Source organism: Variovorax paradoxus (assembly GCA_016806145.1).
Classification (GTDB): Bacteria; Pseudomonadota; Gammaproteobacteria; order Burkholderiales; family Burkholderiaceae_C; genus Variovorax.
This window is the reverse complement of sequence record CP063166.1, coordinates 794,910-821,594: the sequence shown is the minus strand read 5'-3', so window position 1 is coordinate 821,594 and position 26,685 is coordinate 794,910. Positions and strand designations below refer to the sequence as shown.

Genomic DNA, 26,685 nt, shown 5'->3' with positions numbered 1-26,685 from the left:
AACGGCATAGGCGGCGCGCGAGGACGTACGGCGAAGGGAGTAGACGCGTGCTTATTCGGGAGGGTCGACCGGCCCGGTCTTGAGGTGGCTGGCCGCGTGCTCGACCCAGCGGCCCGGCGTGCCGTGCACGATGCCCGCGCTGCTCCATTCGCTGAAGCTGCCGCCGCCGTTGACGACGACGCGCTTCGGCGCCGCGATCCGGATTTCCGTGGTGCTGCTGGTGATGCGCACGGCGCCGCGGGCCCGGACGCCGATCGCGTCGGCGCGCGCCTCGAGGCGGACCGCGCCGCTGGCCGCGACCCACCGCATGCCGTGGCGCAGCGCGAACAGGCGCACGCCCTCGCGCGCGGCGACCAGCAGCCGGCGCAGCGCGCTGAAGCTCGCGGGGCCTTCGCTCGTGAGCGCGAGGGGACCGCCGGCCTGCAGGTGCAGGCTGCCGGGCGTCGTGGCGGCGATGCCTCCCGCGCTGGCGAGCGCCAACTGCGCTGCCCGCAGTTCCGGGAAGCGGGCCGCGGGCGGATCGCCGGGGCCGCCGCGAATCGCATCGTTCTGGGCTGCCAACGCGCGCGCCACCCGCGCCTGATCGTCGCCGGCGTCCTGGGCCTTCGCGGCGAGGGCGGCTTCGGCCAGCGTGCGGTGCTGCTCCTGCGCACCGGCCAGCCGCGCCGTGGTCTCGCCCATGTCCAGCGCATGGTTCGCCGCGTTCGGCCGGGCCTCGGTGGTGATCAGCATCCCGCGCGCCGCCCGCAGCACGCCGTGCCCGTCGGTGCGCAGCTCGAAGCCCTCGCCTCGCTCCTCCTTGCGCCCCGCATGGTCCTCGATGCGCGCCAAGCACCCCAGGCTCAGCACGCTGCACTGGTGGTCGCTCCTGAGCTGGGCCTGGATGCGGTCGGGCGTGTCGTCGAGCACCAGATGGTTGCTGCGCCCCGCCGCGGCATTGCCGCCGCCCTCGGTCAGCTCGCGGCTCCTGAACCCGCTGAGCGCGGCTTGACCCGGCAGCGCCCACGGCGGCAGGTTGTCCCGGTCATGCACCCGCCCCGTGCAGATCGGCAGGTCGGCGTCGCCGCCGATGAAGCTCACGATCACTTCCTGGCCGATGCGCGGCAGGAAGACACCGCCGAGCTGGTTGCCGGCCCACGGCGCGCTCACGCGCAGCCAGCAGCTGCTGTGGGCGTCGTGCGCACCCTCGCGGTCCCAGGGGAACTGCACCTTGATGCGGCCCAGGGCGTCGGTCCAGAGGTTCTGGCCTGCAGGGCCGACCACTCTTGCCACCTGCGGGCCGACGGCCACGGGCTTGGGCCGCACGAGCGCGGGGCGCAGCGGTTCGGCCAGCGGGTGGGCGGTGAAGTCGAGATTCACGCGCCAGTGTTCGCGGCGATTGCTGTCGGCGCCGACTTCCTCGATCAGGAAGCGGGTGTCGAGCGCGAGGTACTCGGTGGCTTCGACTTCCTGGCGCGGATGGCCGTGGAGACGGAAGGTGGAGCCCGGAGCCAGGCCGCGGAGAGGGCCGCAGCCATTTGCGCGGACCGCGTCGGCGCGCAGGGCCTGCAGGCGAAGCAGTGCGAGCTGACGTCCCTCGGCGAACGGATCGTTCGCCGCCTCCTCGAATCCCCCGCGCCCGGCCCTCGGCTGCGCCCAGTGGCTGCCGCCCACCGAGTCATGCCAGTTGTAGACCTCGGCCTGTGAATCACCACCCTGGCTGACGGAAAGATCGGCCCGCGGCCGCATGTAGTCGTACTCCCGGCTCGCATACCGCGCGCTGACCAGCCGGCGCATGGGCACGAAGCTGTGAACGTACTCCGCATCGAGCTTCCAGCCCGGCGGGTGGAAGTCCAGGTCGCGGTAGCGCCCGGCAGCGGGGCAGAAAGCCCCCGCCCCATCGCCGAGCACCAGCCGGTGCACCCCGCCCGCATGCTCGAAGTGATAGCCGATGCCCCACTCCTGGCACAGCCGCTCGAAGAAGGCGAAGTCGCTCTCGTTGAACTGGGTCTGGTAGTCACGCGGCGGATAGTGCTCGGCCAGGCGCCAGCAGACGGGAAAGGGGTAGCGCGCGAGCAGGGCCTCGAGGATCTGGACGACCGTCAGGTCCTGGAAGATCCTGCAGTCGGTGCGCAATTCGGCCAGGTGCAGCCAGGGCCGCAATGTCAGCAGGTACTGCGCGTGGCGGCCCGCCTCGCCCAGAAAGGCGGCCTCGGTGACGAGCGCGTTGATCTCGCGCACGCCCTCCAGCCCGTCGTCGAGCGCGATGCGGCAGTGGATCTCGCGCCCGATGAAGGCATCGAGGTCGAGGTCGGCGTCACCGGGCGACTCGAGCAGCAGCTCATAACAAAACAGCGCATTGAGCCCCTCGCGGCCCGACAACCGCACGGCCCGCAGCGCGGGCTGACCATCGACGAGGGGAAGCGCCGGTCCAAGGACCGACAGCGTGCGCGGCAGATTCGACATCGGCGTGACCTCCAGGGAAACGAGGTCGCGCAGTGTGCAAGCGCCATCGCGTTGGCACTGCGAACAATGGTTGCGCCGGCGCCGCCGGGCGGGAGATATGTCTCAGCGCGCGGGGTTACCGCCCAGCAAGCGCACCTGGTCGGCGTAGACCTTCTCGATGCGCTGCAGCCGCTGCTCGCGCGCGGCATCGTTGACCCACTGCGCGGCCATCGCGCGCTGGCGGCCGAGCTGGCGGTCGAGCCGCGCCTGCGGCAGCAGCGCGCTGTCGTCGGCCGCCGCGTAGCCGAAGCCCGCGCGCAGGGTCCGGAGCACCTCGCGCTCGGCATCGGCGCGCGCGCCCTTGCCCTGGCCGTAGTGGGTCAGGAAGGACTGCAGCCGGGCCTGGAACTCGGGCGGCCAGTCGCGCCGCACCACCATCGGCGCGCCCGGCGGCGGCTGCGATTCCCACACCACCTGCAGCCGCTCGGCCTCGACCGGGAACTGCTCGCGGAAGCGCTCGAAGTCGGTCGTGTTGTTGGTCGCCACGTCGGCGTCGCCATTGGCCACGGCCAGCGCGGTGGCCTGGTGGGTGTCGACGATCTCGCTGCGAAAGCGCGTCTCCATCACGATGTGGTTGGGCAGGAACAGCTCGCTCTGCGGCACCTGGAAGCCGGTCACCGAGCGGCTGTCGCCGCGCGCGAGCCGCCACGACTCGGGCTTGGCGAGCAGCGCCTCGAGGCTGTTGAAGGGCGGCGCCTTGCGCGTCAGCAGCACGGCGCGGTGGTCGGGCATGCCGGGGCGGCGCGCGATCTGCGCGATCACCTTCATGCGGCCCTGGGTCACGGCATCGAGCGCCATCTTGGCCGACAGGAAGGCCATGTCGACCTCGTCGCGGCCGATGGCACGGTCGAGCTCCTCGTACGACGAGACCGAGTAGGCGCTCACGGGCACGCCGATGGCGCGGCCGAGGTCGGCCAGGAGCGGCGTCCACAGCGCGCGCGACTCGACCGCGCCGCCCAGCGGCAGCACGCCGAAGCGGATCGCCTTGACGGGCGCCGGCTGCGTCGCCAGCGCGGCGGGCGCCACGGCGCAGGCCAGCACGGCCAGCAAGGCGGCGCGCAGCCAGGCGATCAAGGCGAGACGTCCTTCAGCACGCCGACCTGCTCGGCATAGCCGCTGTCCAGCCGCTGCAGCCGGGCCTGGCGCGCGGCGTCGTTGACCCATTGCGCGGTCTTCGCGTTCTGCGTGGCGAGCTGGTAGGCCAGCCGGGCCGCGGGCAGCAGCGAGCTGTTGTCGGCCGGCACGAAGCCCGCGAGGTCGTGCAGCGACTTCAGCACCACGCGCTCGGCATCGCCGCGCGGCCCCTTGGCGCGGCCGTAGGCCACGAGGAAGGCCTGCACGCGCTGGCGCAGCTCGCTCGGGTAGTCGCGCCGCATCACGATCTGCGCATGCGGGATCAGCTCCGACTCCCACAGCACCTGCAGCCGGCCGGCCTCGGCCGGGAAGCGCAGCCTGAAGCGCTCGAAGTCGGCCGTGTTGTTGGTGGCGACGTCCGCCTCGTTGTTGGCCACGGCCAGCGCCGTGACCTGGTGCGTGCCCACCACCTCGCTCGCGAAGCGGGTCTCCATGGCGATGTGGTGGGGCAGGAAGAACTGCAGCTGCGGCACGATGAAGCCCGACACCGACTGCTTCTCGCCGCGCGCGAGGCGCCAGCGGTCGGGGTCGGCCAAGAGGCCCGCCAGCGTGTTGAACGGCGGCGCCTTGCGCGCCAGCAGCAGCGCGCGGTAGCCGGGCAGGCCGTCGTGCCGCACCACCTGCGCCACCACCTTCATGCGGCGCTGGCTCACGGCGTCGAGCGCCATCTTGCCCGACAGGAAGGCCATGTCGACGTCGTCGCGCTGGATCGCCTGCTCGAGCGCCTCGTACGAATTGACCGAGAGCACCGCCACCGGCCGGCCGAGCGCGCGGCTGAGCTCGGCCAGCAGCGGGTCCCAGTCGCTGCGCGATTCGAAGGCGCCGCCCAGCGGCAGGATGCCGAAGCGCAGCGGCGCGGCCTCTGCGCCATGGCCGGCGGCGGCCGTGAAGCCGCCCTTGACGGGCTGGGTCGGCGTGGGCTGGGTCGAGGGGGGAATGGTCGAGACCGAGGGCAACGACGGGGCGGCCTGCCCCTGGGCCGCGGCCGCCAGCGGCAGCGCCGCACCCAGCAGCGCCACCGCCAGCCAGCGCCGCCAGGCGGGGCGACGGCTACCGGTGGGTTCGGAGGGGCCTTTGGAACGGCGCGGGAAAGCCGGCATATTTGGACGAACGAGAAGGGCCGCAACGAACCGGCCGGTCTAACATGGCGAAGCGGACGCCATTAGATATCAACCAGAAGCAGTTTTCGTGATGTTTTTCCCGTCTTCCCTGCCTTGCAAGGCCTCCGTAGGCTCGCCGGCCATGCCCTTCCCGCATCCATGAACTGGAACTTCGCCGTCGTCCGCGGCCTGGCGCGGCTCACCTTCGCGCAGCAGCTGATCCTGCTGGCGATGCTGCCGGCCATGGTGGCGACGCTGGTGGCGATCACGGTGCTCACGCGCCAGCACCTGGACAACCTCACCGAGCTGATGCGCGCCAATGCGCAGACGGTGGCGCTGCAGGTGGCCACGGTGGCGCAGGCGCCGATCGCGCGCATGGACCGGCGCGCGCTGCAGCGCACCGCGCAGTCGGGCACCTACCAGCCGCACGTGCAGCAGGTGCAGATCTGGTCGGAGGACGGCGAGATCGTGGCCAATTCCGAGACCATGGACCGCGCGCGCGGCGAGGGCCTGCAGGTGGTGGTGCCGATCGTGGGCGACGACGGCCGCGCCAGCGGCAAGGTGATGGTCGAGATCAGCCTCGGCGCGGTGCAGAACGCGCGCCGCTCGGTCTGGCTCAACGTGGTGCTGGTGCTCGGCGCCAGCCTGGTGGGCGTGGGCCTGGCCGGCTGGTGGGCGGCACGCCGCATCAGCGAGCCGATCCGCGCGCTCGGCAAGGCGGTCGACCGGCTCGGCGCGGGCGAGGCCGCGAGCGTGACGATCGAGGGCACCTCCGAAGTGCAGCATCTGCAGCGCGGCTTCAACGAGGCCGCGCGCGCGCTGGCCGAGAGCCACCGGCTGCTGCAGAGCCGCATCACCGAGGCCACGGCCGAACTGGCGCGCAAGAACCAGCAGCTCGAGGTCGCGAGCCAGGCCAAGACCCGCCTGCTGGCCGCCGCCAGCCACGACCTGCGCCAGCCGCTGCATGCGCTCACGCTGTTCTCCGACGGCCTGGCCAACGGCGAGACCGATCCGCTGCGGCTGCAGCGCATCGGCCACATCCGTGAATGCGTGGACTCGCTCGACCGGCTGTTCTCCGAGCTGCTGAACCTCTCGCAGCTCGACGCCGGCGTGCTGCAGCCGCAGTGGGTCGACTTCCCGCTCGACCGGCTGTTCGACGAGATCAGCCGCAACTTCCGCCCGGTGGCCGAGCAGCAGGGCCTGCGGCTGGTGGCGCGCAAGACCGACCTGTGGGTGCGCTGCGACTACGTGATGCTGTCGCGCATCCTCAACAACCTGGTGTCGAACTCGCTGCGCCACACGCTCGAGGGCGGCGTGCTGATCGGCGCGCGCCAGCGCGGGCGCGGCGTGCGCATCGACGTGGTCGACACCGGCGTGGGCATCGCGCAGCAGCACCAGGCGCGGGTGTTCGAGGAGTTCTACCAGGTCGAGCCCTCGGGCCGCCATGCCGCGCGCGGCACGCGCGGCATGGGCCTGGGGCTGGCCACGGTGCAGCGGCTGGCCGAGCTGCTCAACACGCGCGTGGAGCTGAGCTCGCGCGTCAACAAGGGCACCTGCGTGCGCGTGCTGGTGCGCTCGGCGCCGGCCGCCTTGCCGGCACCGACCGTGGCCGCGCTGCCCGTGCCCGAGAACGACGAGCACTGCCTCACGGGCCTGCGCATCCTGGTGATCGACGACGAGCGCACCATCCTCGAGGGCCTGACGGTGGTGCTGTCGAACTGGGGCGCCGAGGTGCTGGCCGCGCAGACCCGCGCCGAGGCGCTGGCCATGGCCGAGCGCTGGACCACGCCGCCCGACGTGGTGGTCAGCGACCTGCTGCTGCAGGGCGGCGACAACGGCCTCGACGTGATCGCCGCGCTCGAGCGCCATCCGCGCGGCATCGGCATCGGCACCGCGCGGCTGCTGGTCACCGGCGAGACCAAGCCCGACCGCCTGCGCGAGGTGCAGAGCGCGGGCATCACCGTGCTCTACAAGCCGGTGTCGCCGCGCGTGCTGCGCCAGGCGATCCTGGCGCAGCGCGCGGCCGCGGCGCAGGCCGTGCAGGCCTGAGAACGTCCCGGGCAACGGGCTTCGGTGGCGATACGCCATCGGAGATAGGCCAAGCGGCCGTTGCCGTGTGAACTTCCTCACACCCCATCAGGGTGCGCGCCGCGGGCATAAGCCCTCTGCCTTATCGCGCGAAGGGGGGCGCTTCCGTACATTGAACCGTCGCCCCTTGTGGCAGAAGCCTTCATGTCCGTCGCCGCGAAAACCTCTCTCCCCCTCCCCTGCACGAACCGGTTGCTGCGCGGTGCCACGCGTGCGCTGCTGGCCTGCGCCGCGCTGCTGGGCGCCGCGCTGTGCCCGGCCGCCGGCTTCACGGTGCTGATGGGCGACGACCTCGCCGCGCATGCCGAGTTCGTGCAGCAGCTGCGCCAGGGGCTGGACCCCGCGAGCCGCTTCGAGCTGGTGCGGCTCGCTCCAGGCGCACCCGACACGGCAGCGGCGGAGCCCGGCGACGTCAACGTCGGCGTGCGCACGCGCAGCATGCGGTCCTCGATCTCGAGCGCCGACGGCGGCTCGCTGACCATGGCGGTGGGCGCGGTGGCCGCGCGCGCCGCCATCGAGCGTCCGGGCCAGGAGCCGCTGGTGCTCGCGATGCTGAGCCGGCTCGACTACGAGGGCCTGCGCGCCAGCCCCGCGCTGCGCCGCGCCGACCGCCGCGTCGGCGTGCTGCTGCGCGATCCGGCCATGACCGACCAGCTCGCGCTGGTGAGCGCGGTGCTGCCGGCGCAGCGCCACCGCATCGGCGTGGTCGCCACGCCCGAATCCGAGCCGCTGGTGCGCGACCTGCAGCGCGCCGCGCAGGCGCAGTCCGGCGGCGGCTGGGACCTGCAGGTGGAGTACGCGCCCGATGCGCGCTCGCTCGCCACCGCGCTGCGCGCCGTGGTGCCGCGCAGCGATGCGCTGATGGTGCTGCCCGACCTGATCGGCGACAACCAGGCGGCCACGCTGTCGGTGCTGCGCGCCGGTGCCGGCGCCGGCCTGCCGGTGTTCGGCGCCAGCGAGGGCCTGGTGCGCTCGGGCGGCCTCGCGGCCGCGGTCTCCACGCCGGCGCAGCTCGCGCAGCAGGCGCGGCTGCTGGCGCAGAAGGTCACGGGCGGCGGCGGCGCGGGCAGCGGCGGCAATCCGCTGGTGGAGGCCGCGACGCCCGCCACCGTGCGCATCAATCCCACCGTCGCGCGCGGGCTCGGGCTGCGGCTGCCCGAGGAACGCGAACTGACCGAGCGCCTGACCGCCACCCGATGAGCGCCACCCGGCCGCCCGAGGGCGCGGATCCCAGCCCGGCCACGGCGCCGGCCCAGACGCCCGTGCCGAGCGCCGGCGCGCTGGTGGTGCGCGGCAACCTGCAGCGCGACCTGTTCCGCCTCGGCGTCGTGCCCTGCGTCGCGGTGGCGCTCGCGCTCACCGCCTGGTTCACCCACAACCGTCTGCAGACGCTCGAGGCCGCCTTCGACGCCGAGGGCCAGGCGGTGGCGCGCCAGGTGGCGGCGATGTCCGACCTGAGCCTCTACGCGGGCGACCTGCCCGCGCTGCAGAACGTGGCCAATGCCGCGCTGCGCGGCGGCCAGGTGATGCGCGTGGAGATCAGCAACAGCGCCGGCGTCTACGTGACGGCCGGGCCCAAGGCCGGCTCGCTCGCGCAGCTGCGCATGTTCACCGCGCCGGTCACGCTGCGCGAGGCCTCGCGCGCCAGCGCCTTCGCGCCCGCGGGCTCGACCGCCGCGGGCGAGACGCCGGTCGGCCTGGTGCAGACCTTCCGCGACACCACCGCCTATTCGCGCGAGCGCACGCGTTCGCTGCTCGCGGGCATCGGCATCGCGATGGTGGCGCTGCTCGCGGCCTGGGCCTCGGTGCGCCACATGGCGCGCACCGTGGCGCGGCCGCTGCGCCGCGTGTCGCGCACGGTGGCGGCGCTCGAGGCCGGGCATTTCGAGATGCGCTGCGGCGTGGTCGAGGGCGGCTCGCGCGGCACGCACGAGCTGGCCATGCTCGCGCACGACATCGACCGCCTCGCCGAGCGGCTGCAGCACAACCGCCAAGTCAGCGAGGAGCGCGTGCGCGAGGCCACCGCGGTCGCGCTGCAGCGCATGGCCGAGGCCGAGCAGGCCGCGCTGTCGCGCGCGCGCTTCCTGGCCGCGGCCAGCCACGACCTGCGCCAGCCGCTGCATGCCATGGGCCTGTTCATCGACGGCCTGCTGCCCGGCGCCAGCGAGGCGCAGCGCCCGGCCGTGCTGCGGCTGCAGGAGAGCACCGAGTTCATGGGCGTGCTGCTCGACGACCTGCTCGAGATCTCGCGGCTCGACGCGCAGGTGCTGACGCCGGCCATCGCCAAGGTCTCGCTGGCCGCGCTGTTCGACCAGCTAGAGGCCCAGCACGCGGCCAGCGCCGCCGAGCTGCGCGTGCGGCTGCGCTGGAGCGACCGCGGCCTCGCGGTGCGCAGCGACGCGGCGCTGCTCAAGCGCATCGTCGGCAACTTCGTGAGCAATGCGCTGCGCCATGCGCCCGCGGGCAGCACCGTGCTGGTGGCCGCGCGCCGCGCGCGCAGCGGCCCCGACGGCGGGCGCGGCGTGCGCATCGAGGTGCGCGACAACGGCGTGGGCATCGCGCCGATCCACCAGCAGCGCATCTTCGAGGAGTTCTACCAGGTGGCGAACACCGAGCGCGACCGCCGCCGCGGCTTCGGCCTGGGCCTCGCGATCTGCGCGCGCATCGCCACCCTGCTGGGCACGCGCATCGCGCTGCGCTCGGCGCTCGGCGCCGGCAGCACCTTCGCGCTGACCCTGCCCGCGGCCAATGCCGCCGACATCGCGCCGCCGCAGCCGGCGCCGCCCGCGCCCGCGCCGCTCGCGGGCCTGCGCTGCCTGGTGGTGGACGACGACCCCGCCATCCTCGACGGCAGCCGCGCGCTGCTCGAGCAGTGGGGCTGCCAGGTCGAATGCGTGGCCACCGGCGCCGAGGCGATCGCGCGGCTGGGCACCGGCGACATCCCCTACGACGCCGTGCTGTGCGACCTGCAGCTGCCCGGCGACACCGACGGCATGGACGTGATCGACGCCGCCAAGCGGCTGCAGCCCGAGGCGCTCGCGGTGCTGGTCTCGGGCGCCACCGGGCCCGACGCGCTGCAGCGGCTGCGCCACAGCGGCGCGACGCTGTTGACGAAGCCGGTGGCACCGGCGAAGCTTCGGGCGCTGCTGTCGACGCGGCGGCATGCGCAGCCCGCATGAACACGGTCCTTTCCCCTCCACGATGCTGCCCATCGACGCCCTGAAAGACATCCGCCCCTTCATCGCCACGCCCAGCTACAGCGGCGCGATGACCAGCGACTACGTGCGCAGCCTGCTCGGGCTGGTCAACCTCGCGTGGCGCCACGGCTTCCCGATGCAGACGCGCTTCCTCGACGGCGACAGCCTGATCCCGCGCGCGCGCAACCGGCTGGTGGCCGAGTTCATGGCCGACAGCCGCTGGACCCACCTGTTCTGGATCGATGCCGACATCGGCTTCGAGCCCGAGGCCGCGCTGCGCCTGCTGCTGGCCGGCCGCGCGGTGGTGGCCGGCGCCTATCCGCACAAGAACGACGGCTGGCCGCGCGCCGGCCTCGCGCAGCCGCTGCCCGCGGGCAGCACGCGCGAGGACTTCGAGGCGAAGCACGCGGTGTACCCGGTCAACCTCACGGGCCCCGACGTCGCGGCGCGCGTCGATGCCGACGGCTTCGTCGAGGTGCTCGACGCGCCCACCGGCTTCATGCTGATCGAGCGCGCCGTGTTCGAGCGGCTCGCGCAGGCCCTGCCCGAGCTGCGCTACACGCCCGACCGCATGGAGGACGAGGCGGCCGCGGCCTGGCCGCACCACCGCTTCTTCGACGTCTGGGCCGAGCCCGGCAACGGCCGCTACCTCAGCGAGGACTTCGCCTTCTGCCGCCGCTGGCAATCGATCGGCGGCCAGGTCTTCGTCGACACGCACTCGCGCCTCACCCACACCGGCACGCGCGTCTACCGCGGCGACTACGCGCGCTCTCTCGCGGCCAGCGCCGGGCCGTCGGCCTGAAGCAGATCGGCCAGGTCGGCCGGCAGGCTCGCCAGGTCGTAGCCGCGATCGGGCGCGATCTTCTCGAGCCGCAGTTCCGGCCCTTCCTCGGTGAGGTAGTCGTAGCCGATGGGCTGCCAGCGACGCTCGGGATCGAGTTGCCGGTAGCGGTCGCGCCGCGCGATGCGGTCCTCGCGCCGGATCATGTGCAGGTGGTAGAGCCGGAAGTAGCTGCGGAACATCCGGCCATGCTGCGCGACCGCGTCGGGATACCAGGGTCCGTGCAGCGCGGGCGCCGCGTCGAAGGCGATCTCGCGCGGCAGCCGGAACAGACACACGCGCGACTTGCTGCCCCAGCGGCCGTCGTCGCGGAAGCGGTCGGGCGCGTCCCAGAGTTCGCGCACCGCGAGCGAGAGGCAACCCAGTTGCGTTTCGAACAGCGAATCGACGATGGCGCCGAGGTGCTCGAGGAACAAGGTCTCGTAGCGCTCGTCGGCATCGCAGACCAGCACCCAGCCCGCGCCATGGCGCCGCGCGCATTCGAGCAGCCGCTGCTTGTTCCGCGTTTCGTTCCAGTCGCCACCGGGCGGGTTCGACAGCAGCTCGAGCAGCTTGGGTTCGCGTTGCAGTATTTGCGCGGTGTCGTCGGTCGAGCCGTCGTCGAGCGCGATGAAACCGTCGACATGCTCGCGCAGGTGCGCGAGGCAGCCTTCGAGCAGCCGCGCCTCGCTGCGCAGCTGCAGCACGCAGACGATGCGCGGCCGCGCGGCCAGCGGCTTCGGCGGCTCGGCGCTGCAGCGCGGGCAGAAGTAGTGCGGCGCCGGTTCGTGGTGCAGCATGCGCGCGCAGAGTTCGCACTGGCGGCGCGAGCCCATCGCGAACACCGGTGCGGGTTGCAGCCATGCGGGCACGGCCCCGGCATCGGCCGGCGGCGCGTCGTCGCGGGCGATGCGCGCGAAATCGCGCCCCCAGTCTTCGCCGTTCGCGCGCGCCTGCGCGGGCGTGCACTTGCGCCAGTCGTTGTCGGGATCGAACTGCTCGGCGCCGTCGCGCGTCTCGAACGACAGGTGCAGCAGCTTCAGTTCGGCGCAGGCCGACAGCCGCCAGCCCGCCATCTCGAGCCGCACGCGGAAGTCGTCGTCGTCGCCACCCCAGCCGGTGAAGGATTCGTCGTAGCCGCCGACCGCCTCGAAGGCCTCGCGCGGGCCGCACAGCGAGCCGTAGAAGGTGCGCAGGAACAGCGCCTCGGGCACCTGGCGCGCGAACAGCGCGGCCAGCGTGGCCGGTGGCCCGTCGACCGCGTCGAAGCGCGCGAAGCCCACGCGGCCCAGCACCACGCCGCGCTCGACCGACAGCGCGGCCTGCAGCGCCAGCGCGGGAGCGTCGCCCACGTAGGCCGACTCGGGCGAATGCACGAGCACGAAGCGGCCGCGCGCATGGCGCACGCCGACGTTGATGGCGCGGCAAGGCGGGCGCCAGCCATGCGGCCGGTCGTTGACGACCACGCGCCAGCGCACCGCATCGAAGCGCGCGAGCAGTTGCAGCAGGCCCTGTTCTTCGGCCGGTTCGTCGAGCGCGATCACCACCTCGATGCCGGCGCGCGACCAGTGCGGCGCGTTGAGCGCGGCCACGCGCTCGAACTCGGCGAGCTTGCGATAGAACGGCAGCACCACGCTGAGCATCATGCGGTCCGCCCTTCGGCGATCGGCGCGATGGCAAGCGACAAGGGAGACAATGGCAGGACCTGCTTCATCCCCGCATCATGAACGGTTGCTTCATCAATCTGCAACGCAGTGGCGATCGCCGCGCGGCCATGGAAGCGCAGCTGCGCGCGCTCGGCATCGAGGGCGTGGCGCGCTTCGAGGCGATCGACGCGGCCACCCTGCCCGCGGCGGCACCCGATGCCACCACCAGCGCCGGCGAGCGCGCCTGCTTTCTCTCGCATGCGCGCGCGCTCGAGGGCGCGCCGCCCGATGACTTCTTCCTGGTGCTGGAAGATGACGCATTGCTGAGCCGCGCGCTGCCGCCGCTGCTGCGGCCCGAGGCGCTCGCGCAGCTCGCCGACTGGGACCTGGTGTTCCTCGAATGCCTGCCCTACACCTCGGCCCCCGTCCTGCTCGCGCTGTGGCAGGCGCTGAAGAAGCAGCTGCCCGCCGATCCCACCGTGCCGCGCGATGCGATCGCCGGCATCGAGGTGCTCGACGCGCGCGGCCTCTACAACTGGGGCGCGGTCGCTTACCTCGCCACGCCGAAGGGACTGCGCGCCTTGCCGCCGCTGCTGCGCGAGGCGCTGGCCGAGGGACCGGCGCAGGCCTTCGACATGGCATTGAACCGCTGGGTGGCCGAGGGCCGCCTGCGCGCGGCGGTGCTCGCGCCCTTCCTCGCCACGCCGCGGCTCGAGAGCCATGCGCACAGCACCATCGACGACCGCCCGCGCGCGGCGGAGAACGACGCGCTCGGCGGCGCGCTGCGCCGGCTGTTCTTCGCCGGCCCGATCGATGGGCTCGAGTCCCATGTGGCCGGCTACCGCCACGCGGCGCTGACCGACGATCCGAAACTGCGCCTGCTGGCCGACCTGATGGCGCAGCTGTTCGTCATCACGGCGCGGGACGCCTAGAAGTCGGCGCAGCCGTTGCGCCGTTCCGTGTTCACGCAGCTCAGCAGGTTCGGCCGAGAACGCACGCGCGACCATTCGCGCGCCAGCACGTCGCCGCCCTGCGCGGCGCGGTCGCCGTCCAGCGGTCCGGTCGCCACGCAGATCGGCGCCTGGCCGATGTTGCGGTCGTAGAGGTAGGTCGAGGGCTGGTCGCGCACCACGTCGACCGAGGGCAGCTCGGGCCGCTCGAGGAAGACGAAGGGCGGTGGCGGCGGCGCGACCGGCGGCGCTGGGGGCGCGGGCGGCGGCGGCGGTCCCGGATCGACGCGCAGGTTGCCCGGCACCACCTGGATCGCATAGCCGGCCGCCGAGGCGAAGGCGCCATCGATCGGGTAGTTGCCCGGCGGGCTCGAGGCGTTCGCGCTGGTGCCCGGCGCGCCGCTGAAGCTCGAGGCGTTGTCGCCGAGGATCAGCCCGCTGACGCTGTAGGTGAAGCTGGGGTTGGGCGCGCCTTCCTGGCGCGCGGCATTGCCCACGGTCACGATCGCGGTCGGCTGCTGCGCGTAGATGAAGTGGTTGTCGGTGGCCGGCACCGTCACCGTGCACAGGCCCAGGTAGGCGCAGTGGTAGAGGTTGGGCAGCGGGCCCGAGCCCGCGAGGCCGCCGCGCGTCTCGCCGATCCAGGTGTCGGCCCAGACGCGCCAGGTGCCGGCGCCGATGGTGAAGGCGCCCGGGTTCTGGAAGCGCGCCGCCGCCACCAGGTCGGCGCTGGTGCTCGCGGTGACGCCGGTGCCCAGCGTGAGGTCGCCGGCCAGCGTGCGCACGAACACGGTGCCGGCCGACATCGACGCGGCGGCCGTCGGCGCGAGCTGGTTGGTCGCGGCGTTGAAGCCGTTCACGCTCAGCGCGCCGATGGTCACGGCATTCGCGTCGACGTAGGCGAAGCCGCCCTCGGCGCCGCCGCTCACGGTGGCGACGTTGTTCGCCGGGTTCTGCAGGTCGACGCTCGCGCCGCTCGAGCGCGCGAGCAGCCCGGTGGCGGTGATCGCGCCCGCGGCCGACTGCGTGATGCGGCCGTCGGACAGCAGGCCCAGCTGCGAGGCGCCGACCGTGCCGTTGACCGCGATGTTGCCGCCGGCGTCGTTCTGCAGGGTGAGCGCGCCCGGCGTGGCGATGGCGCCAGCCACCGTGATGTCGGCCGCATGGGTGGCGCTGCCCGCCACGATGGTGGGTGCGGTGAGGCGCGCGAACTCGGCGCTCGAGACCGAGAAGCCGCCGGTGCCCGCGCCGCCGAGCACGATCGGCGCATTGGTGGCGTCCGACACCACGAAGTTGGCGTCCATGCCGCCGGGCCTCAGGTTGATCGCGTTGGCCGCGCTGACCGGCGTGCCGATCACGATCGCGTCGGTGCTGCCGTCGTTGACGGCGCGCAGCACCACGTTGCGGCTGCCCTGCACCACGGGCGCCGTGCCGGGCAGGCTCGGCGAGCCGCCGGCCTCGATCGAGACGCCGGTGCCGCCGTTCTGCGACCGGCCCGTGATCTCGATGTCGCCGCCGCCGGTGGTGACGATGCGCGCGCCGTTCTCCAGCCGCACGCCCGAGTCGGGTGTGGCCGCGGGCACGGTGGTGTCGTTGTTAAAGTTGTAGCCGCGCAGCGCGATGCTGCCGCTGCCGGTGGTGATGCTGCTGCCGCCGTTGACCAGCACGCCATGCGCCGCCGCGAAGGTCGACGAGGCCTGGCGCCGCGCCACGCCCTGCACCGTCACGTTGCCGCTGGTGGTCGAGATGGTCGACGGCGTGCGGCCGTCGGTGATGACCACGCCGCTGTTCCAGTCGGCCGAGGTGCCGCGGATGTCGACGTTGCCGGTCGAGCTCGCGATCTGCGCGCCCGCCAGCGTCACGTTGCCGCCGGCGATCTGCACCGCGCCGCCCGCGCCCGCATCGGTCTGGCCGACGCGGGTGTCGATCTGGCTGTCGACCAGCGCGACGTAGCCGGTGGGCGCGCCGGGCTGGCCGCTGTAGAGCGTGACCGCGCCGCCATCGGTCTGCACCGTGGCGCCGTTCAGCTGGATGAAGCCGCTGGTGGGGCTGCCGTCGCCGCGCGCGTTCATCGTGACGCTGCCGCCGCGCGTGGCGATGGTGCCGTTGTAGCTGATCGAGCCGGGCGTGGCCGCGGGCGTGCCGTCGGGATTGACGCCCGCGTTGAACAGCACGGTGAGCGGCCCGCCCTTGCCCGACGAACGGATCACCGTGCCCAGGCCGCCCTGGATGCTGTTGCCCGAGGCCAGCTCGAAGCTCAGCGGGCCGAAGGCGGCGTTGTAGTCGATCAGCGCGTTGTTCGCGAGCGTGATGCTGCCCGCGCCCGGCCCGCCGGTGCCGGTGGTGATCTTCACGCTCGCGCCGCCGTTGAGCGCGGCGTTGATGTCGCCGTCCTGGATGGTCGAGGTGGCAACCGCGTCGAAGGGATTGGTCGGCAGCGTGCCGGCCGCCGCGCCATTGACGATGGTGACCGCGTAGGGATCGATCAGCCACTGCCCCGCGGTGCCCGCCGGCGCGCCCGCGTTGACGCGGATGCCGGTCAGGTCGAACTGCGTGCCCGAGGTCTCGATGAAGCCGCCGTTGCCGCCCGCGCTGCCGCCGCGCGCCGACAGCGTGCCGTGGGCGCGCAGGCCGTTGCCCGCGAGCAGCCGGATGTTGCCGCCGTTGCCGCTGGCCGAGGTGCTGTCGGCGAGCACGCCCATGCCCGTGGCCAGCGCGAGCATGCCGCCGGTCTTGTCGCTCACGCTGGCCTCGAAGCGGATGTCGCCGCCCGTGCCCGCGCCGCTCGCGTCGGCCAGCTTGCCGGTGGCGCCCGCGAGGCCGCCGCCGTAGATGTTGCGGCCGGTCACGGCGATGGCGCCGCCGGCCACGGTGCGGCTCGCGGTGCTCAGCAGCGCATCGGCCTGCCCGCCGCGCTGCAGCAGCACGTCGCCGTTGCCGCCGACCACGTTGATCTGGCCGCCCTCGGCACGCAGGCCCTGGCCGTCGCCGCTGGCGCGGATCCACACCGCCGCGGGCGTGATGCCTTCGTCGATGCCGGCCGGTGGCGGGGTCGGCACGCCGTTGAAGTCGTAGATCACGCCCGCGCTGCCGGCGGTGCCGACGACGTCGATGCGCCGGCCCTGGCCGGCCGTGATGCCGGCGTCGCCGATCAGCACGCCGTGCGATGCATTGATGGTGGCCGAGGCCGAGAGCTTGGCGAATTCGTCGGTGCCCAGCAGCGTGCCGAGGTCGGCGCCCTGGCCCTCCACGCGCACGTTGCCGCCGGTGGCGATGTCGACCCCTTCGGCCTGCACGCCCGCACCCGCGACGTTGAAGCGCAGCCGACCCACGGCATCGCCGGTGCTCCATCCGCGCGTGCTGCCGCGCAGCACGATGTCCCCGCCGGTGGATGCGATGCGGCTGCGAGGGCCCGGGACGCTGCCGGCCTCGCGACCGATCTCCACGCCCTTGGCGGCCAGCCCGCCGACGCCGTCGACGGTGATGGCGCCGCTGCCGGTGATGAGTTCGGAGCTCGAGATCAGCACGCCCGAGCTGCCGTTGAGCGTGGAGCTCGAATACAGCGTGCGGCCCTCGCCGCGCAGATTGATGACGCCGCCCTCGGTGCAGCTGGCGGCATCGACGCCGCAGGCCGAGATGCGGCTGTTGCGCAATTCGATGCCGGCGCCCACGCCCGAATCGCCGAACTCGGAGGCATAGCCGATGGCGCGGCCGTTGGCGGCATCGCCCTGCCCATAGAAGCGCACGTTGCCGCCGTTGGTCTCGATGCGCGCGTTCGTCATCTGGATCTGCGCGGCCCCCTCGCCTTCGGAGGTCACGATCGGGGTGTTGCCGGCCCCAGGCACCGTGCCGTTGGCATCGACATTGAAGTCCACGTTCAACGCGCCGCTCTTCGACTGGATGGTCGAACCGTCGAGCATCGCGATGCCGGTGGCCGAATCCACGCGCAGCGACGAGGTGCCGCTCTCGTTCTTGACCACCTGGGCCGCGGTGTCGAACAGCACGCCGAAGCGCTCCTGCCCGCCCTCGGCATTGGCCGCGTTGCTCGCGAGCGTGACGTCGGTGCCCTGGCCGAGCGCGCCGCCCAGCGCCTGCGCACTGATCGGACTCGAGGCCATGCCGCCGGCGCCGAGAAAGCTGCCGGGGTCGTAGTTCGGCGCGTCGGGCGTCACCACGATCTGCTTGTTCGAATTCAGCGTCCACTTGCCGTTGGCACCGCCGTTCGCGCCGCCTGCGGCCGACAGCGCGAGGTCGTCGCCGACCTGGATCGCATCGGCGCTGGTGACGATGTTGCCGCCCGCGCCCGAGCCGGACCCGGTGGCCGACAGCGTGCCCGACAGATGCAGGCCGAGCCGGGTGGCCGGCGGCGCTTCGCTGCCGGTGCCCGGCAGCGAGGCGTAGGTGGCTTGCTCGATGCGGATCTCGCCACCCGCCGCATTGCCCGCGCGGCCGTTGGCACGCAGGACCGCGCCCGACTCGTCCAGCGCGGCCCGCGCTTCCGGCGGGGCCGACGCGATCGACAGGCCGTTGAGTGCCTTGACCTGCACCGAACCACCGCCCGCATCGCCGCTCGCGTCGAGCAGCGCGCGATCCACCACGCGCACATTGCCCGCGGCCACGGAGATACGGCCGCCGGCCACCGTGCCGGTCGAGGTCGCGTCGAGCGTGCCGCCCACGCGCACCTCGTTGTCGGCACCGCCGCCGAGCACGATCTCACCGTTCTTCGTGCCCACGGAACGCGCGCGCACCACGCCGGTCTGGTTCACCACCAGCTCGCCGATGGTGGTCGACTGGCCCACCATCACGACCTTGCCGCCGTCGGCCTGCACGGTGCCCGTGTTGTTGACCGAGGCATTGGTCGCCATCGAGTCGGGTGCGATCGCGATGCTGGTGAGGCCGTCGCCCGCGAGGTCGAGCGTGATCTTGCGGCCCGAGGCCAGCCCAACGGTCTGACCGTCGGCGGTGATGGTGCCGCTGTTGCTCACGCCCGCACCCATCAGCACCACGGGTCCGCCCGACGCCGTGATGGTGCCGGCGTTGTCGACGATCTTCGCCTCGCCGTTGAGCCGCTCGAACGTGAAGTTGGTCGTGCCGCCGAGAAAGCTCTCGTCGCTGGTGGTCAGGCGCAGGGTCGACGCCACGAGCCCGCCCACGTTGACGGTGGCACCGGCGCCGAACATCACGCCGTTCGGGTTGATCAGGAACACGCGGCCGTTGGCATTGAGCTGGCCCGCGATGTTCGAGACCTCGTTGCCGGTCACGCGGTTGAGCAGGATCGCCGAGGCATTGGGCTGCTGGATGTTGACGATGTTCTTGGCGCCGATCGAGAACGTGGTCCAGTTGACGATGCCGCGCTGGCTGCCCTGCACGATGCTCATGATGTTGCCGGCCTGGGTCATCGAGACCACGTTGCCCGGCAGCGCCGAGGGCAGGAAGCCCGTGGGCAGCACCTGCGCCATCGCGGGCACGGCGCCCGCGCACAGCAGCGAGAACGCGACCGGCCGCAGCCGCAGGCGGCGCGTGGTGGCGCGAAGAAGAGGAGACGTGCGTTGCTTCATGGTCAGAACGCCTTTTGAACCTGGACGTACAGCCGCGGGTTGTGGCCGCCGCCGTCGGTCTGCGCCCGCGGTGTGCCGTCACGCCAGGCCAGCGTCGCGTTGATCGAGAAATTGCCGGGGCGCGACCAGCTCATGCCGATCCCGTAGCCGCGCAGGCTGTGCGAGTTCTCGCCGTCGAAGGGCGAGGGACGGCGCGCGAGCTTGCCGCGCGCCGCGTCGTAGAACACGAAGGGCGTGAACTCCTCGTTGACCGACCAGCGCCATTCGACGGTGCCGATCACGCCCTGGTCGGCCAGCAGTTCGCCCGAGGGGTAGGCGCGCACGGCGCGCGCGCCGCCGAGCGCGAGCTTCTCCGACGCGTCGAGGTTCTTGCTGGCCCACTGGCCGCCGATGGCGAGGTACAACGAATGGCGCGGCACGATCGACTGCAGCCGCGAGAGCTGGAAGCTCATCTTGGTGAAGCCGCCCTCGGTGCGGCGGCCGCCGAAGGCCTGGTCGGCCGCGAGGGTCTGCGGGTCGCGGATCGAGAGCGAGCCGTGATACAGCGTGCCGGTGCTGGCCCAGTAGCCGCCGCCGAAGACGTCGTCGCGCCGCTCCCAGGCCCAGCCCAGGCCGATGCCGCGCACGCGCTTCTTCACGTCGTAGTCGACGACGCGGATCTCGTCCTTGAGGTCCTTGAGGTCGGCGGTCATCCGCAGGAACAGGTTCTGCTGGCGCTGGCGGATCAACGGATAGTTGAGCGAAAAATCGAGCACGTCGGCGCGGCCCTGCGCGTCGAGGTCCGAGAACTGGCCGCCGAGGTCGTAGCTCACGCGCGCCAGGCCCATGCCGGCGCGCAGGCCGCTGGTGCCGATCGGCGCCTCGTAGGCGATGCGGCCGTACTGCAGCGCATTGCTGTCGGACACCATGACGCGCGCGTCGAGGTTGTCGCCGATGCCGAAGGGGCTGAGCCAGCGCACGGTGCCGCCGAGCCGGTAGCGGCCCGACTCCTTGGTGCCGTGGTTGTCGCCCTCGGCGGTGAAGGCCCAGCGCGGCGCGGCCGCGACCTCGACCGACAGATCGGTGGTGCCGGGCTGCGTGCCTTCCTGCAGCGCCGACGAGACCTTGACGCCGGGCTGGTCCGACAGCAGCAGCATGGCGCGTTCGTAGGCGGGTGCATTGACGGCCTCGCCCGGCTGCAGCGGCGCGAGGAAGCCGCGCACGCGCGCCTCGGCGATCGGTGCCTCGGGCGCCACCAGCACGTCGACGCGACCCAGCCGCCCTTCGATCACGCTGATCTCGACGATGCCGTCGCGCACGGTCTGCACGGGCACCACGGCCTGCGCGAGGAAGTAGCCGCGCTCCTTGTAGCGCGCGGTGATCGCCTTCGCCAGTTCCTCGAGGTCGGCCAGCGTGACGTCGCGGCCGATGTAGGGCGAGGTGATCGACTGCAGTTCCTCGTTGCTCAGCGCCTTCACGCCATTGAGGCGCAGGTCGTTGAGCTTGAAGGCACCGGTGGCGGAGGTGTTGCGCGACGGCGCGGGCAGGGTCTGCGGCGCGACACCGCCGGTGGCCTGGGCGATCGGTCGGTTGCAACTGCCGCAGGGGTCCTGCGTGGGCAGCAAGGCGGTCTCCTCGGCCTCGGTGGCATGGGCACGCTGGGCGGCCACGAGCAAGGCGGCGCCGAACAGGGCGGAGACGGCGAGGGCGATCGGCGTGGAGCGTTGCAGGACGCGCATGGGGATGCTCCGCCGCGCATCGGGGCGCGGGCTTTTCGAGAGGTTTTCGTTTCGCATCTCAGTTATCCATTGCGCTGCGCGCCACCCGCATCGCATGAAGCGACAGATGGGGTCGAAGACGAAAGCGGACTTCCGGACGCAGAGGGCGCGAAGGTTGCGCGAAGGACGCAAAAGGAAGGCAAGAAAATTTTGAATTTCTCTTTCGCGCCCTTTGCGAAATCTTCGCGTCCTCTGCGTCCGGCTGTTGGTGTTTCATTTCAGCTCCCCACCGTCAGACGCCAGTTGCCGATCAGATTGAACGGCGCCCAGAAGAAGGGATGCGACATCTTGGGATCCTTGAGCACCGCGAGCTGCCCCGCCTGCATCGCCTTCTGCAGGTCGCGGCCCTTGGCGAGTTCGCCGTAGAGCGTGCTCATCAGCACGGCCGTCGCGTCGTCCGACACCGGCCACAGCGATGCGATCAGGCTGGAGCTGCCCGCGGAGAGGAAGGAGCGCGTGAAGCCCAGCACCTCGTCGCCCTGCGCGATGCGGCCCAGGCCCGACTCGCAGGCCGACAGCGTCACCAGGGCCGTACCCTGCATCGGCAGCTCGAGGATCTCGTGCGCCTCGAGGAAGTTCTGCTTGCCGCCCTCGTTGGCCAGCAGGATGCGCGAGTACAGCGGATCGACCTCGTCGGCCTCCGCGTGCGCCGCCACGTGCATCAGCGGCGAGCGCGAGGCCACGTCGCGGAACTGCGTCTTGGTCGCGGCCGCGCCCATGTAGACGGTGTTGCTCGGGAAGTATTGGGCGAGCTGCTTGACCTCGCTCTCCGCGCCCGGCAGGTCGTACTTGTCCTCGATGCGCGGATTGCCGAAGGCCGTGAGCGTGGCGTTCACGCGCGGCGTGCGCTGCGCGAGCTGCACCGCGATGCTGATCGAGGGCGCCACCGCCACCGGGTGCGTCTCGATCACGTAGCGGCCGTTCAGCCGCAGCGCCTGGAACGGCAGGTAGTGCAGCGGGCCGTGCGGCACGATCACCAGCCGCTGGCCGGGCTGCAGGTTGAGCGGGCCGAGCAGCGCGGCGCCGAGCTTGTCGGCGTTGGTGATCGCGGTGCGGCGGCCGCGCACGATGGTGTTGCGAAAGGTCTCGACCAGCTCGGTCAGCTCCTCGCGCTTGACCGGGATCGTCTTGCTCTCGATGCCCGCGGGGCTCACCACCCACACCATCAGCCGGTCGGGCAGCGAATGGAACTGCACCACGCGCTCGTCGGCGGCCAGCGTGCGCTGCAGCGTCGCCAGGTCCACCGTGGCGGCGGCCTGCTCGCTGAGCTTCGCGCGGCCGCGCACCGCGTCGAGCAGCGCGCGCGAGCGGCTGTGCTCGCTGACTTCGAAGGCGCGGCCGCTGTCGCCCGCGTCGCTGTAGATCGCCACGCCGCGCTCGAACACCGACTGCAGGTCCGAGAACAGCCCCATCTTGAATTCTTCGCTGCGGAACTTCGCGCGCACCTTGTCCACGCCATCGAGCGCGCGGCCCACGGCCTCGGCCGCGGCCTGCTTCTGGCCCAGCGCCACCTCGCTGCGCGCCACGCCGTCCCAGGCCCAGAGCTGGTAGTAGCCGCTGTCGGCGCCGACCTGGCGCGTGGCCAGCGTGCGGTAGAGATCGCGCGCCTCGGCCGGCTTGTTTTCGGCCAGCAGCAGCCGTGCGCGCGTGCGGTCGAGCTGCGCGGCCAGCGGCGCGTCCTTCGGTTGCGGCAGCGTGCCGATCAGTTCGCGCGCACGCTGCGTGTTGGCCGGCGTGCCCGATTCGATCAGCGCATTGACCAGCGAGGCCTGCACCAGCGGCGCATACCGCGGCGAGCTGTTGGCCAGGGCCTCGTCGTAGCTGAGGATCGCGCCGTCGTAGTCGGCGCGGCGCGTGCGCACGTCGCCGATCACCTTCTGCACCGGTCCCACCACCAGCTTGGGATCGCGCGCCTCGCTCTTGAGCGCTTCGCGGGCGAACTGCTCGGCCTTCTCGAGCTGGCCCGAATAGCTGTAGACGATGGCCAGGTCGCGGTTGGCCATCGCGCGCAGGTTCGGGTCGTTGGTGGTGTTCGCCAGGTGCAGCGCCTTGCTCGCGGCGCGCACGCTCTGGCGGAACTCGCCGGCCTCGGCCAGCGCCACCGCCTGGCTGCAGTACTGGTAGCCCGACAGCTTGACGTTGTCCTGGCCGTAGAGCACCGCGCCTTCGCTGGTCAGCGCCAGCAGCGTGTCGGTGTCGGCGAGCCGGGCCTGCTCCATCTTGCTGGCCGCGGCCTCGGCACTCGGGCCTTCCTGCGCCTGCGCCGGCGACAGCTGCGTCAGCAGCACCACGCCGGCCCATCCCAGCGCCCATCCCATTCTCGAAAACCTCGCCATTGGACCCCCGCGCGCGGCCGGCATGCCCGCCTTGGCGGGCATCGACGCCGCGGAAGTGCGCGCCGTTCTGGCCTCGTGGGGAAAGTCTAGGGACGGCCCCTACCCCCGCCTATTCGCAATACGGTCTAGCGCAAATGGACTAGGGGGACGTCACGCCCCGGTCTCAGAAGTTGTGCGAGATGCCGAACTGCAGCCCGCTCGAGGGCATGCCGGGCGAGCCGGCGGGCGAGGAATCGGCCACCACGTAGGCCGCGTTGCCGCGGTTGCGGATGCGCGAATAGGCCGTGTAGACCGCCGTGCGCTTGCTGAGCCAGTGCACGTAGCCGACCGCGAACTGGGTCGCGTCGTCGGCATCGAGGCCGGGGCCGCTGCGATTGGCGCGCGCGGCCGACACCTTGATGACACCCGGGCCCACCGGCATGCTCGCGCCCACCATCACGTGCACCTGGCGGTCGTTGAAGGCCTGGTGGCGGTGGTAGTTGGCATAGAGCTTCACCGGCCCGAAGTCGTAGGTGCCGCCCACGGTCGCGGTGCGGTAGACCTGCCCGTTGGCCACCGGCGTGCGGCCATAGGCGGCCGCGACGTCGAGCGGGCCGCTGGCATAGCCCAGGCGCGCGCCCGCATAGCGCATGCCTTCCGCGCCCTCGGGCATCGCGTACATCGCCTGGCCGTAGAAGCCGCCGAGGTCGCGCGGCAGGAAGTAGCCGACCGAGTTGTCGACCCGCACCAGCGTGCGCGCGCCGCCCAGGCCCATGGGCCAGCCCTCGACCATCGCGGCCGAGCCGCCCACGCCCACCGTGCCGAAGGGCGAGAACTGCGAGACGTTCCAGAAGGTGGGCACGTAGTCGCGGCCCAGCCGCAGCTCGCCCCAGGTGCGGCTCGACAGGCTCAGCGTGGAACGCCGGTGCCAGTAGACGCCCTGGTACTCGCCGGTGTCGGGCAGCAGCGCCGACTCGAGCCAGAAGCTCGCGACCAGCCCGCCGCCCAGGTCCTCGCTGCCGCGAAAGCCCAGCCGGCTCGGGAAGATGTTGCCGCCCTGGTCCATGGCGCGCACGCTCTTGCCGCCGGCCTTGCTGTAGGTGAAGTTGAGGTCGACGGTGCCGAAGACCTGCACGCTCGACTGGGCCTGCGCGAGCAGCGGCAAGGAGGCAAGGAACAGGGCGGCCAGGACGGCGCGGAACGCGAAGGGGATGTGGCGCATGGGTGTCTTCCGAAAAATGGGCGAGCGAAAGCCGGCGCTGCGGCCCTTGGGCCGGCGCGGCGTGATGGTGGTGGTGCGGAATGCGGCGCTGGGGGCGCGCCCCGAGAGCGCTCAGTCGATGCGGATGTTCTTGGCCTTGATCAGCTTGCCCATCGCCTCGGCCTCGCGCCGCACGATGGCGCGCGTCTCCTCGGGCGTGGTGCCCATCGGCTCGAGCCCGGCCTCGGCGATCAGCCGCTGCATCTCGGGCGACTGCGTGGCCGCGCGGATCTCGCGGTTGAAGCGGTCGACGATCTCGGGCGGCGTCTTCGCGGGCAGCCAGAAGCCCAGCCAGGTGAACACCTCCAGGCCCGGATAACGTTCGGCCAGCGTGGGCACGTCGGGCAGCGCGGCGCTGCGCTGGCTGCCGGTGTAGGCGATGGGCTTGATGCGGCCGGCGCGGATGTTGGGCAGCGCCGAGATCGGCGGCTCGAAGCCCAGCATCACCTGGCCCGCGATCACGTCGGGCATGGCGCTCTGCTTGTAGGGCACGTGCAGCAGCTCGATGCCCGCGGCGTCCTGCAGCAGCTCGAAGCCCAGGTGCGCGGTGCTGCCCGAGCCATAGGAGGCGAAGCTCACGCGGCCCGGGTCCTTCTTCGCGAGCGCCACCAGTTCCACCAGGTTCTTCGCGGGCACCGAGGGATTGGCGACGATGAACGAGCCGCCCTTGAGCGCCTGCGTGACCGGCACCAGGTCGGCCTGCGGGTTGTAGGGCAGCTTCGACAGCAGGAACGGCGTCATGGTGAACGGGTTGCTGGTCGAGAACAGGATGGTGTAGCCGTCGGGCGCGGCCTTGGCGACCGCGTCGGTGCCGATGGCCGCGAGCGCGCCGGGGCGGTTCTCGACCACCACCGGTGTCTTGAGCATCTGGCCGAGCCGCTCGGCGTAGGCGCGCGCGAACACGTCCGAGCCCACGCCGGCCGGCGTGGGCGTGATGATCCGGATCGGGCGCTGGGGCCAGGCGCCGGACTGCGCCTGCGCGCCGGCGCCGGCCAGCGTCAGCGCGAGGGCGGCGCCCCACAGGGTTGCAAGCTTTCTCATGGTGTCTTGTCTCCGTTTCTCTTTTCTATGAATCGAATGCGCGCGGCGTCGCCGCCGGCGTGCCTGCCGTTCTGCTCTTGTCTTGTTGTCCCGCCTCCGCGAACCCGATCGGTCCGCCGCGTTCCGCTCAACCGCCGGCGCGTGGCGCCAACGGTGGATAGCTCACGTTGTCCAGCCCCGGCACCACCAGCCGCGCAGGGTCGTTGCCGTTGGCGCGCAGCTGGTCGACCGCATAGTCGACCACGCAGCCCGAAAGCAGCTGCCGCGGGTCCTCGAGCACCACGCGCAACCGCGTGTTGAGCGCGAACCAGTCGTCGGGACTCGCGATCGCGGGCATCTCGCCGACCGACTCCGTCCGCGCGTCGATATGGGGCCGCCCCGCGGCGCCGGGCTCGAAGCGCGGATAGCCCTCGTACATCAGCGGCCCGAGTTCGCTCACGGTGCGCGTATGGGCCCAGATCTGGCGCAGCGGCTCCTCGAAGGCGCGCACCGCCGCGAGGTCGGGCAGCTCGGCCACCTTGAAGCTCGGGCCGTGCGGCGCGATGTAGAGCCGGTCGAGCGCGAGCCGCTGGCCCGAGGCCGCGAGGATCATGGCGGCGACCGAGTTGGTGGTCCAGGTCACGCCGGCCGTGGGCCGGCCCTGGCGGCCGACGATCAGCACCATGGCGCGCGACCAGTCGATCGCATGGCGGTCGAACCAGCCGATCACGCGGTGGCCGGTGTCCATGCCGACCAGGAAGAAGGTCGCGATCATCACGGCGTTCATCGGCACCGTGGCGCCCACGGCATCGCCGCGCGCCTCGATGTAGTGCTCGCGCAGGTCGGCGGCGGTGAAGCTCTCGGGCTCGCGCAGCGCGCGCTCGAGGTAGCGCTCGGTCAGCGCGCACGAGTAGTCGACCAGCTGCGCGATGCGCGCCTCGCGGCCGCGGTAGGCGGGCACCGCGACGGTGTCGCGCCACAGCGCCTCGGAGTTGGCGGCGCGCGCGGCGCGCGTGCTCTCGATCAGGCGTCGGGTCTCGGCGCGCCAGAGCTCGCCCTCGGGATCGAGCTCGCGCAGCCGCAGCAGCGAAGCCACCGCGGGCCCGTGGTGCGAGATGCCCGCGAGTTCCTTGAAGCCGCGCGTCGACAGGCGGAAGCCCTCGATCTCGGGCGGCCGGCCGCCGCCGGGGAACAGCACGATGTCGGTGCTGGTCGCGACGATCAGCGGATCGTGCGCGGTGGCCGCGGCGGTGCGTGCCGTCAGCGTGGCGCCGATGCTCGTGGGCCCGGCCGTGTAGGTCTCGAACAGGCGGACCAGCTCGGGGCTCTCGTGAGGTGCGTAGGTGGCCATGGCG

15 protein-coding genes are annotated in these 26,685 nt (G+C 72.3%); 5 read left to right on the top strand and 10 right to left on the bottom strand.

Features of this window, described 5'->3' with window-relative positions:
- Positions 1 to 51 precede the first annotated feature (51 nt).
- The 3 genes from tssI to phnD all read right to left on the bottom strand — a co-directional run bounded on the left by tssI (position 52) and on the right by phnD (position 4,556).
- Positions 52 to 2,445, bottom strand: a complete 2,394-nt coding sequence (gene tssI / locus INQ48_03860) for a type VI secretion system tip protein VgrG (protein QRF58410.1) — start codon at positions 2,443 to 2,445, stop codon at positions 52 to 54.
- A 102-nt stretch (positions 2,446 to 2,547) separates the two neighbouring features.
- Entirely contained in the window at positions 2,548 to 3,648 is a 1,101-nt protein-coding gene (locus INQ48_03855) for a phosphate/phosphite/phosphonate ABC transporter substrate-binding protein (GenBank protein ID QRF58409.1), read from the bottom strand.
- Positions 3,555 to 4,556, bottom strand: coding sequence for a phosphate/phosphite/phosphonate ABC transporter substrate-binding protein (gene phnD, locus INQ48_03850; protein ID QRF60598.1), 1,002 nt, complete (start codon positions 4,554 to 4,556; stop codon positions 3,555 to 3,557). The genes INQ48_03855 and phnD overlap by 94 nt, the downstream gene beginning before the upstream one ends.
- 321 nt (positions 4,557 to 4,877) lie before the next feature.
- On the opposite strand from phnD, the gene INQ48_03845 reads away from it, so the two are divergent.
- The 4 genes from INQ48_03845 to INQ48_03830 all read left to right on the top strand — a co-directional run bounded on the left by INQ48_03845 (position 4,878) and on the right by INQ48_03830 (position 10,805).
- Positions 4,878 to 6,767, top strand: a complete 1,890-nt coding sequence (locus tag INQ48_03845) for a hybrid sensor histidine kinase/response regulator (GenBank protein ID QRF58408.1) — start codon at positions 4,878 to 4,880, stop codon at positions 6,765 to 6,767.
- Between the two features lie 183 nt (positions 6,768 to 6,950).
- Positions 6,951 to 8,006, top strand: coding sequence for an ABC transporter substrate-binding protein (locus INQ48_03840; protein QRF58407.1), 1,056 nt, complete (start codon positions 6,951 to 6,953; stop codon positions 8,004 to 8,006).
- Positions 8,003 to 9,985, top strand: a complete 1,983-nt coding sequence (locus INQ48_03835; protein QRF58406.1) for a response regulator — start codon at positions 8,003 to 8,005, stop codon at positions 9,983 to 9,985. The genes INQ48_03840 and INQ48_03835 overlap by 4 nt, the downstream gene beginning before the upstream one ends.
- Positions 9,986 to 10,007: 22 nt before the next feature.
- Positions 10,008 to 10,805 carry a hypothetical protein gene (locus tag INQ48_03830; protein QRF58405.1) on the top strand — a complete coding sequence of 266 codons (798 nt, stop codon included), beginning with the start codon at positions 10,008 to 10,010 and terminating at the stop codon, positions 10,803 to 10,805.
- On the opposite strand, the gene INQ48_03825 is transcribed toward INQ48_03830, so the two are convergent.
- Positions 10,763 to 12,469: a glycosyltransferase family 2 protein gene (locus INQ48_03825; GenBank protein QRF58404.1), complete on the bottom strand. Its 1,707-nt coding sequence runs from the start codon at positions 12,467 to 12,469 to the stop codon at positions 10,763 to 10,765. The genes INQ48_03830 and INQ48_03825 overlap by 43 nt on opposite strands.
- 77 nt (positions 12,470 to 12,546) lie before the next feature.
- Between INQ48_03825 and INQ48_03820 the strand changes: the two genes are divergently transcribed.
- A complete protein-coding gene (locus INQ48_03820; GenBank protein ID QRF58403.1) occupies positions 12,547 to 13,401 on the top strand; it encodes a glycosyltransferase family 25 protein in 855 nt (284 codons plus the stop codon).
- On the opposite strand, the gene INQ48_03815 is transcribed toward INQ48_03820, so the two are convergent.
- The 6 genes from INQ48_03815 to INQ48_03790 form a co-directional block, all read right to left on the bottom strand.
- Positions 13,398 to 18,977: a filamentous hemagglutinin N-terminal domain-containing protein gene (locus INQ48_03815; protein QRF58402.1), complete on the bottom strand. Its 5,580-nt coding sequence runs from the start codon at positions 18,975 to 18,977 to the stop codon at positions 13,398 to 13,400. The two genes, INQ48_03820 and INQ48_03815, sit on opposite strands and share 4 nt — an antisense overlap.
- 2 nt (positions 18,978 to 18,979) lie before the next feature.
- Entirely contained in the window at positions 18,980 to 20,695 is a 1,716-nt protein-coding gene (locus INQ48_03810) for a ShlB/FhaC/HecB family hemolysin secretion/activation protein (protein QRF58401.1), read from the bottom strand.
- Positions 20,696 to 20,952: 257 nt separating this feature from the next.
- Positions 20,953 to 23,094 (bottom strand): CHAT domain-containing protein, encoded by a 2,142-nt coding sequence (locus INQ48_03805; GenBank protein QRF60597.1) that lies wholly within the window; start codon positions 23,092 to 23,094, stop codon positions 20,953 to 20,955.
- 139 nt (positions 23,095 to 23,233) lie between these two features.
- Complete coding sequence (locus INQ48_03800) at positions 23,234 to 24,271, bottom strand: porin (GenBank protein QRF58400.1); 1,038 nt, start codon at positions 24,269 to 24,271, stop codon at positions 23,234 to 23,236.
- Positions 24,272 to 24,382: 111 nt separating this feature from the next.
- Positions 24,383 to 25,351, bottom strand: a complete 969-nt coding sequence (locus tag INQ48_03795; GenBank protein QRF58399.1) for a tripartite tricarboxylate transporter substrate binding protein — start codon at positions 25,349 to 25,351, stop codon at positions 24,383 to 24,385.
- A 127-nt stretch (positions 25,352 to 25,478) separates the two neighbouring features.
- Positions 25,479 to 26,681 carry a DUF5624 domain-containing protein gene (locus INQ48_03790; GenBank protein QRF58398.1) on the bottom strand — a complete coding sequence of 401 codons (1,203 nt, stop codon included), beginning with the start codon at positions 26,679 to 26,681 and terminating at the stop codon, positions 25,479 to 25,481.
- Between the last annotated feature and the right edge of the window lie 4 nt (positions 26,682 to 26,685).

Coding starts and splice junctions, on each gene's coding strand:
- tssI (QRF58410.1), bottom strand. CDS start 2,445: ATGTCGAATCTGCCGCGCACGCTGTCGGTCCTTGGACCGGCGCTTCCC.
- INQ48_03855 (QRF58409.1), bottom strand. CDS start 3,648: ATGGGTCAACGACGCCGCGCGCCAGGCCCGGCTGCAGCGGCTGGACAG.
- INQ48_03845 (QRF58408.1), top strand. CDS start 4,878: ATGAACTGGAACTTCGCCGTCGTCCGCGGCCTGGCGCGGCTCACCTTC.
- INQ48_03840 (QRF58407.1), top strand. CDS start 6,951: ATGTCCGTCGCCGCGAAAACCTCTCTCCCCCTCCCCTGCACGAACCGG.
- INQ48_03835 (QRF58406.1), top strand. CDS start 8,003: ATGAGCGCCACCCGGCCGCCCGAGGGCGCGGATCCCAGCCCGGCCACG.
- INQ48_03830 (QRF58405.1), top strand. CDS start 10,008: ATGCTGCCCATCGACGCCCTGAAAGACATCCGCCCCTTCATCGCCACG.
- INQ48_03825 (QRF58404.1), bottom strand. CDS start 12,469: ATGATGCTCAGCGTGGTGCTGCCGTTCTATCGCAAGCTCGCCGAGTTC.
- INQ48_03820 (QRF58403.1), top strand. CDS start 12,547: ATGAACGGTTGCTTCATCAATCTGCAACGCAGTGGCGATCGCCGCGCG.
- INQ48_03815 (QRF58402.1), bottom strand. CDS start 18,977: ATGAAGCAACGCACGTCTCCTCTTCTTCGCGCCACCACGCGCCGCCTG.
- INQ48_03810 (QRF58401.1), bottom strand. CDS start 20,695: ATGCGCGTCCTGCAACGCTCCACGCCGATCGCCCTCGCCGTCTCCGCC.
- INQ48_03805 (QRF60597.1), bottom strand. CDS start 23,094: ATGCCGGCCGCGCGCGGGGGTCCAATGGCGAGGTTTTCGAGAATGGGA.
- INQ48_03800 (QRF58400.1), bottom strand. CDS start 24,271: ATGCGCCACATCCCCTTCGCGTTCCGCGCCGTCCTGGCCGCCCTGTTC.
- INQ48_03795 (QRF58399.1), bottom strand. CDS start 25,351: ATGAGAAAGCTTGCAACCCTGTGGGGCGCCGCCCTCGCGCTGACGCTG.
- INQ48_03790 (QRF58398.1), bottom strand. CDS start 26,681: ATGGCCACCTACGCACCTCACGAGAGCCCCGAGCTGGTCCGCCTGTTC.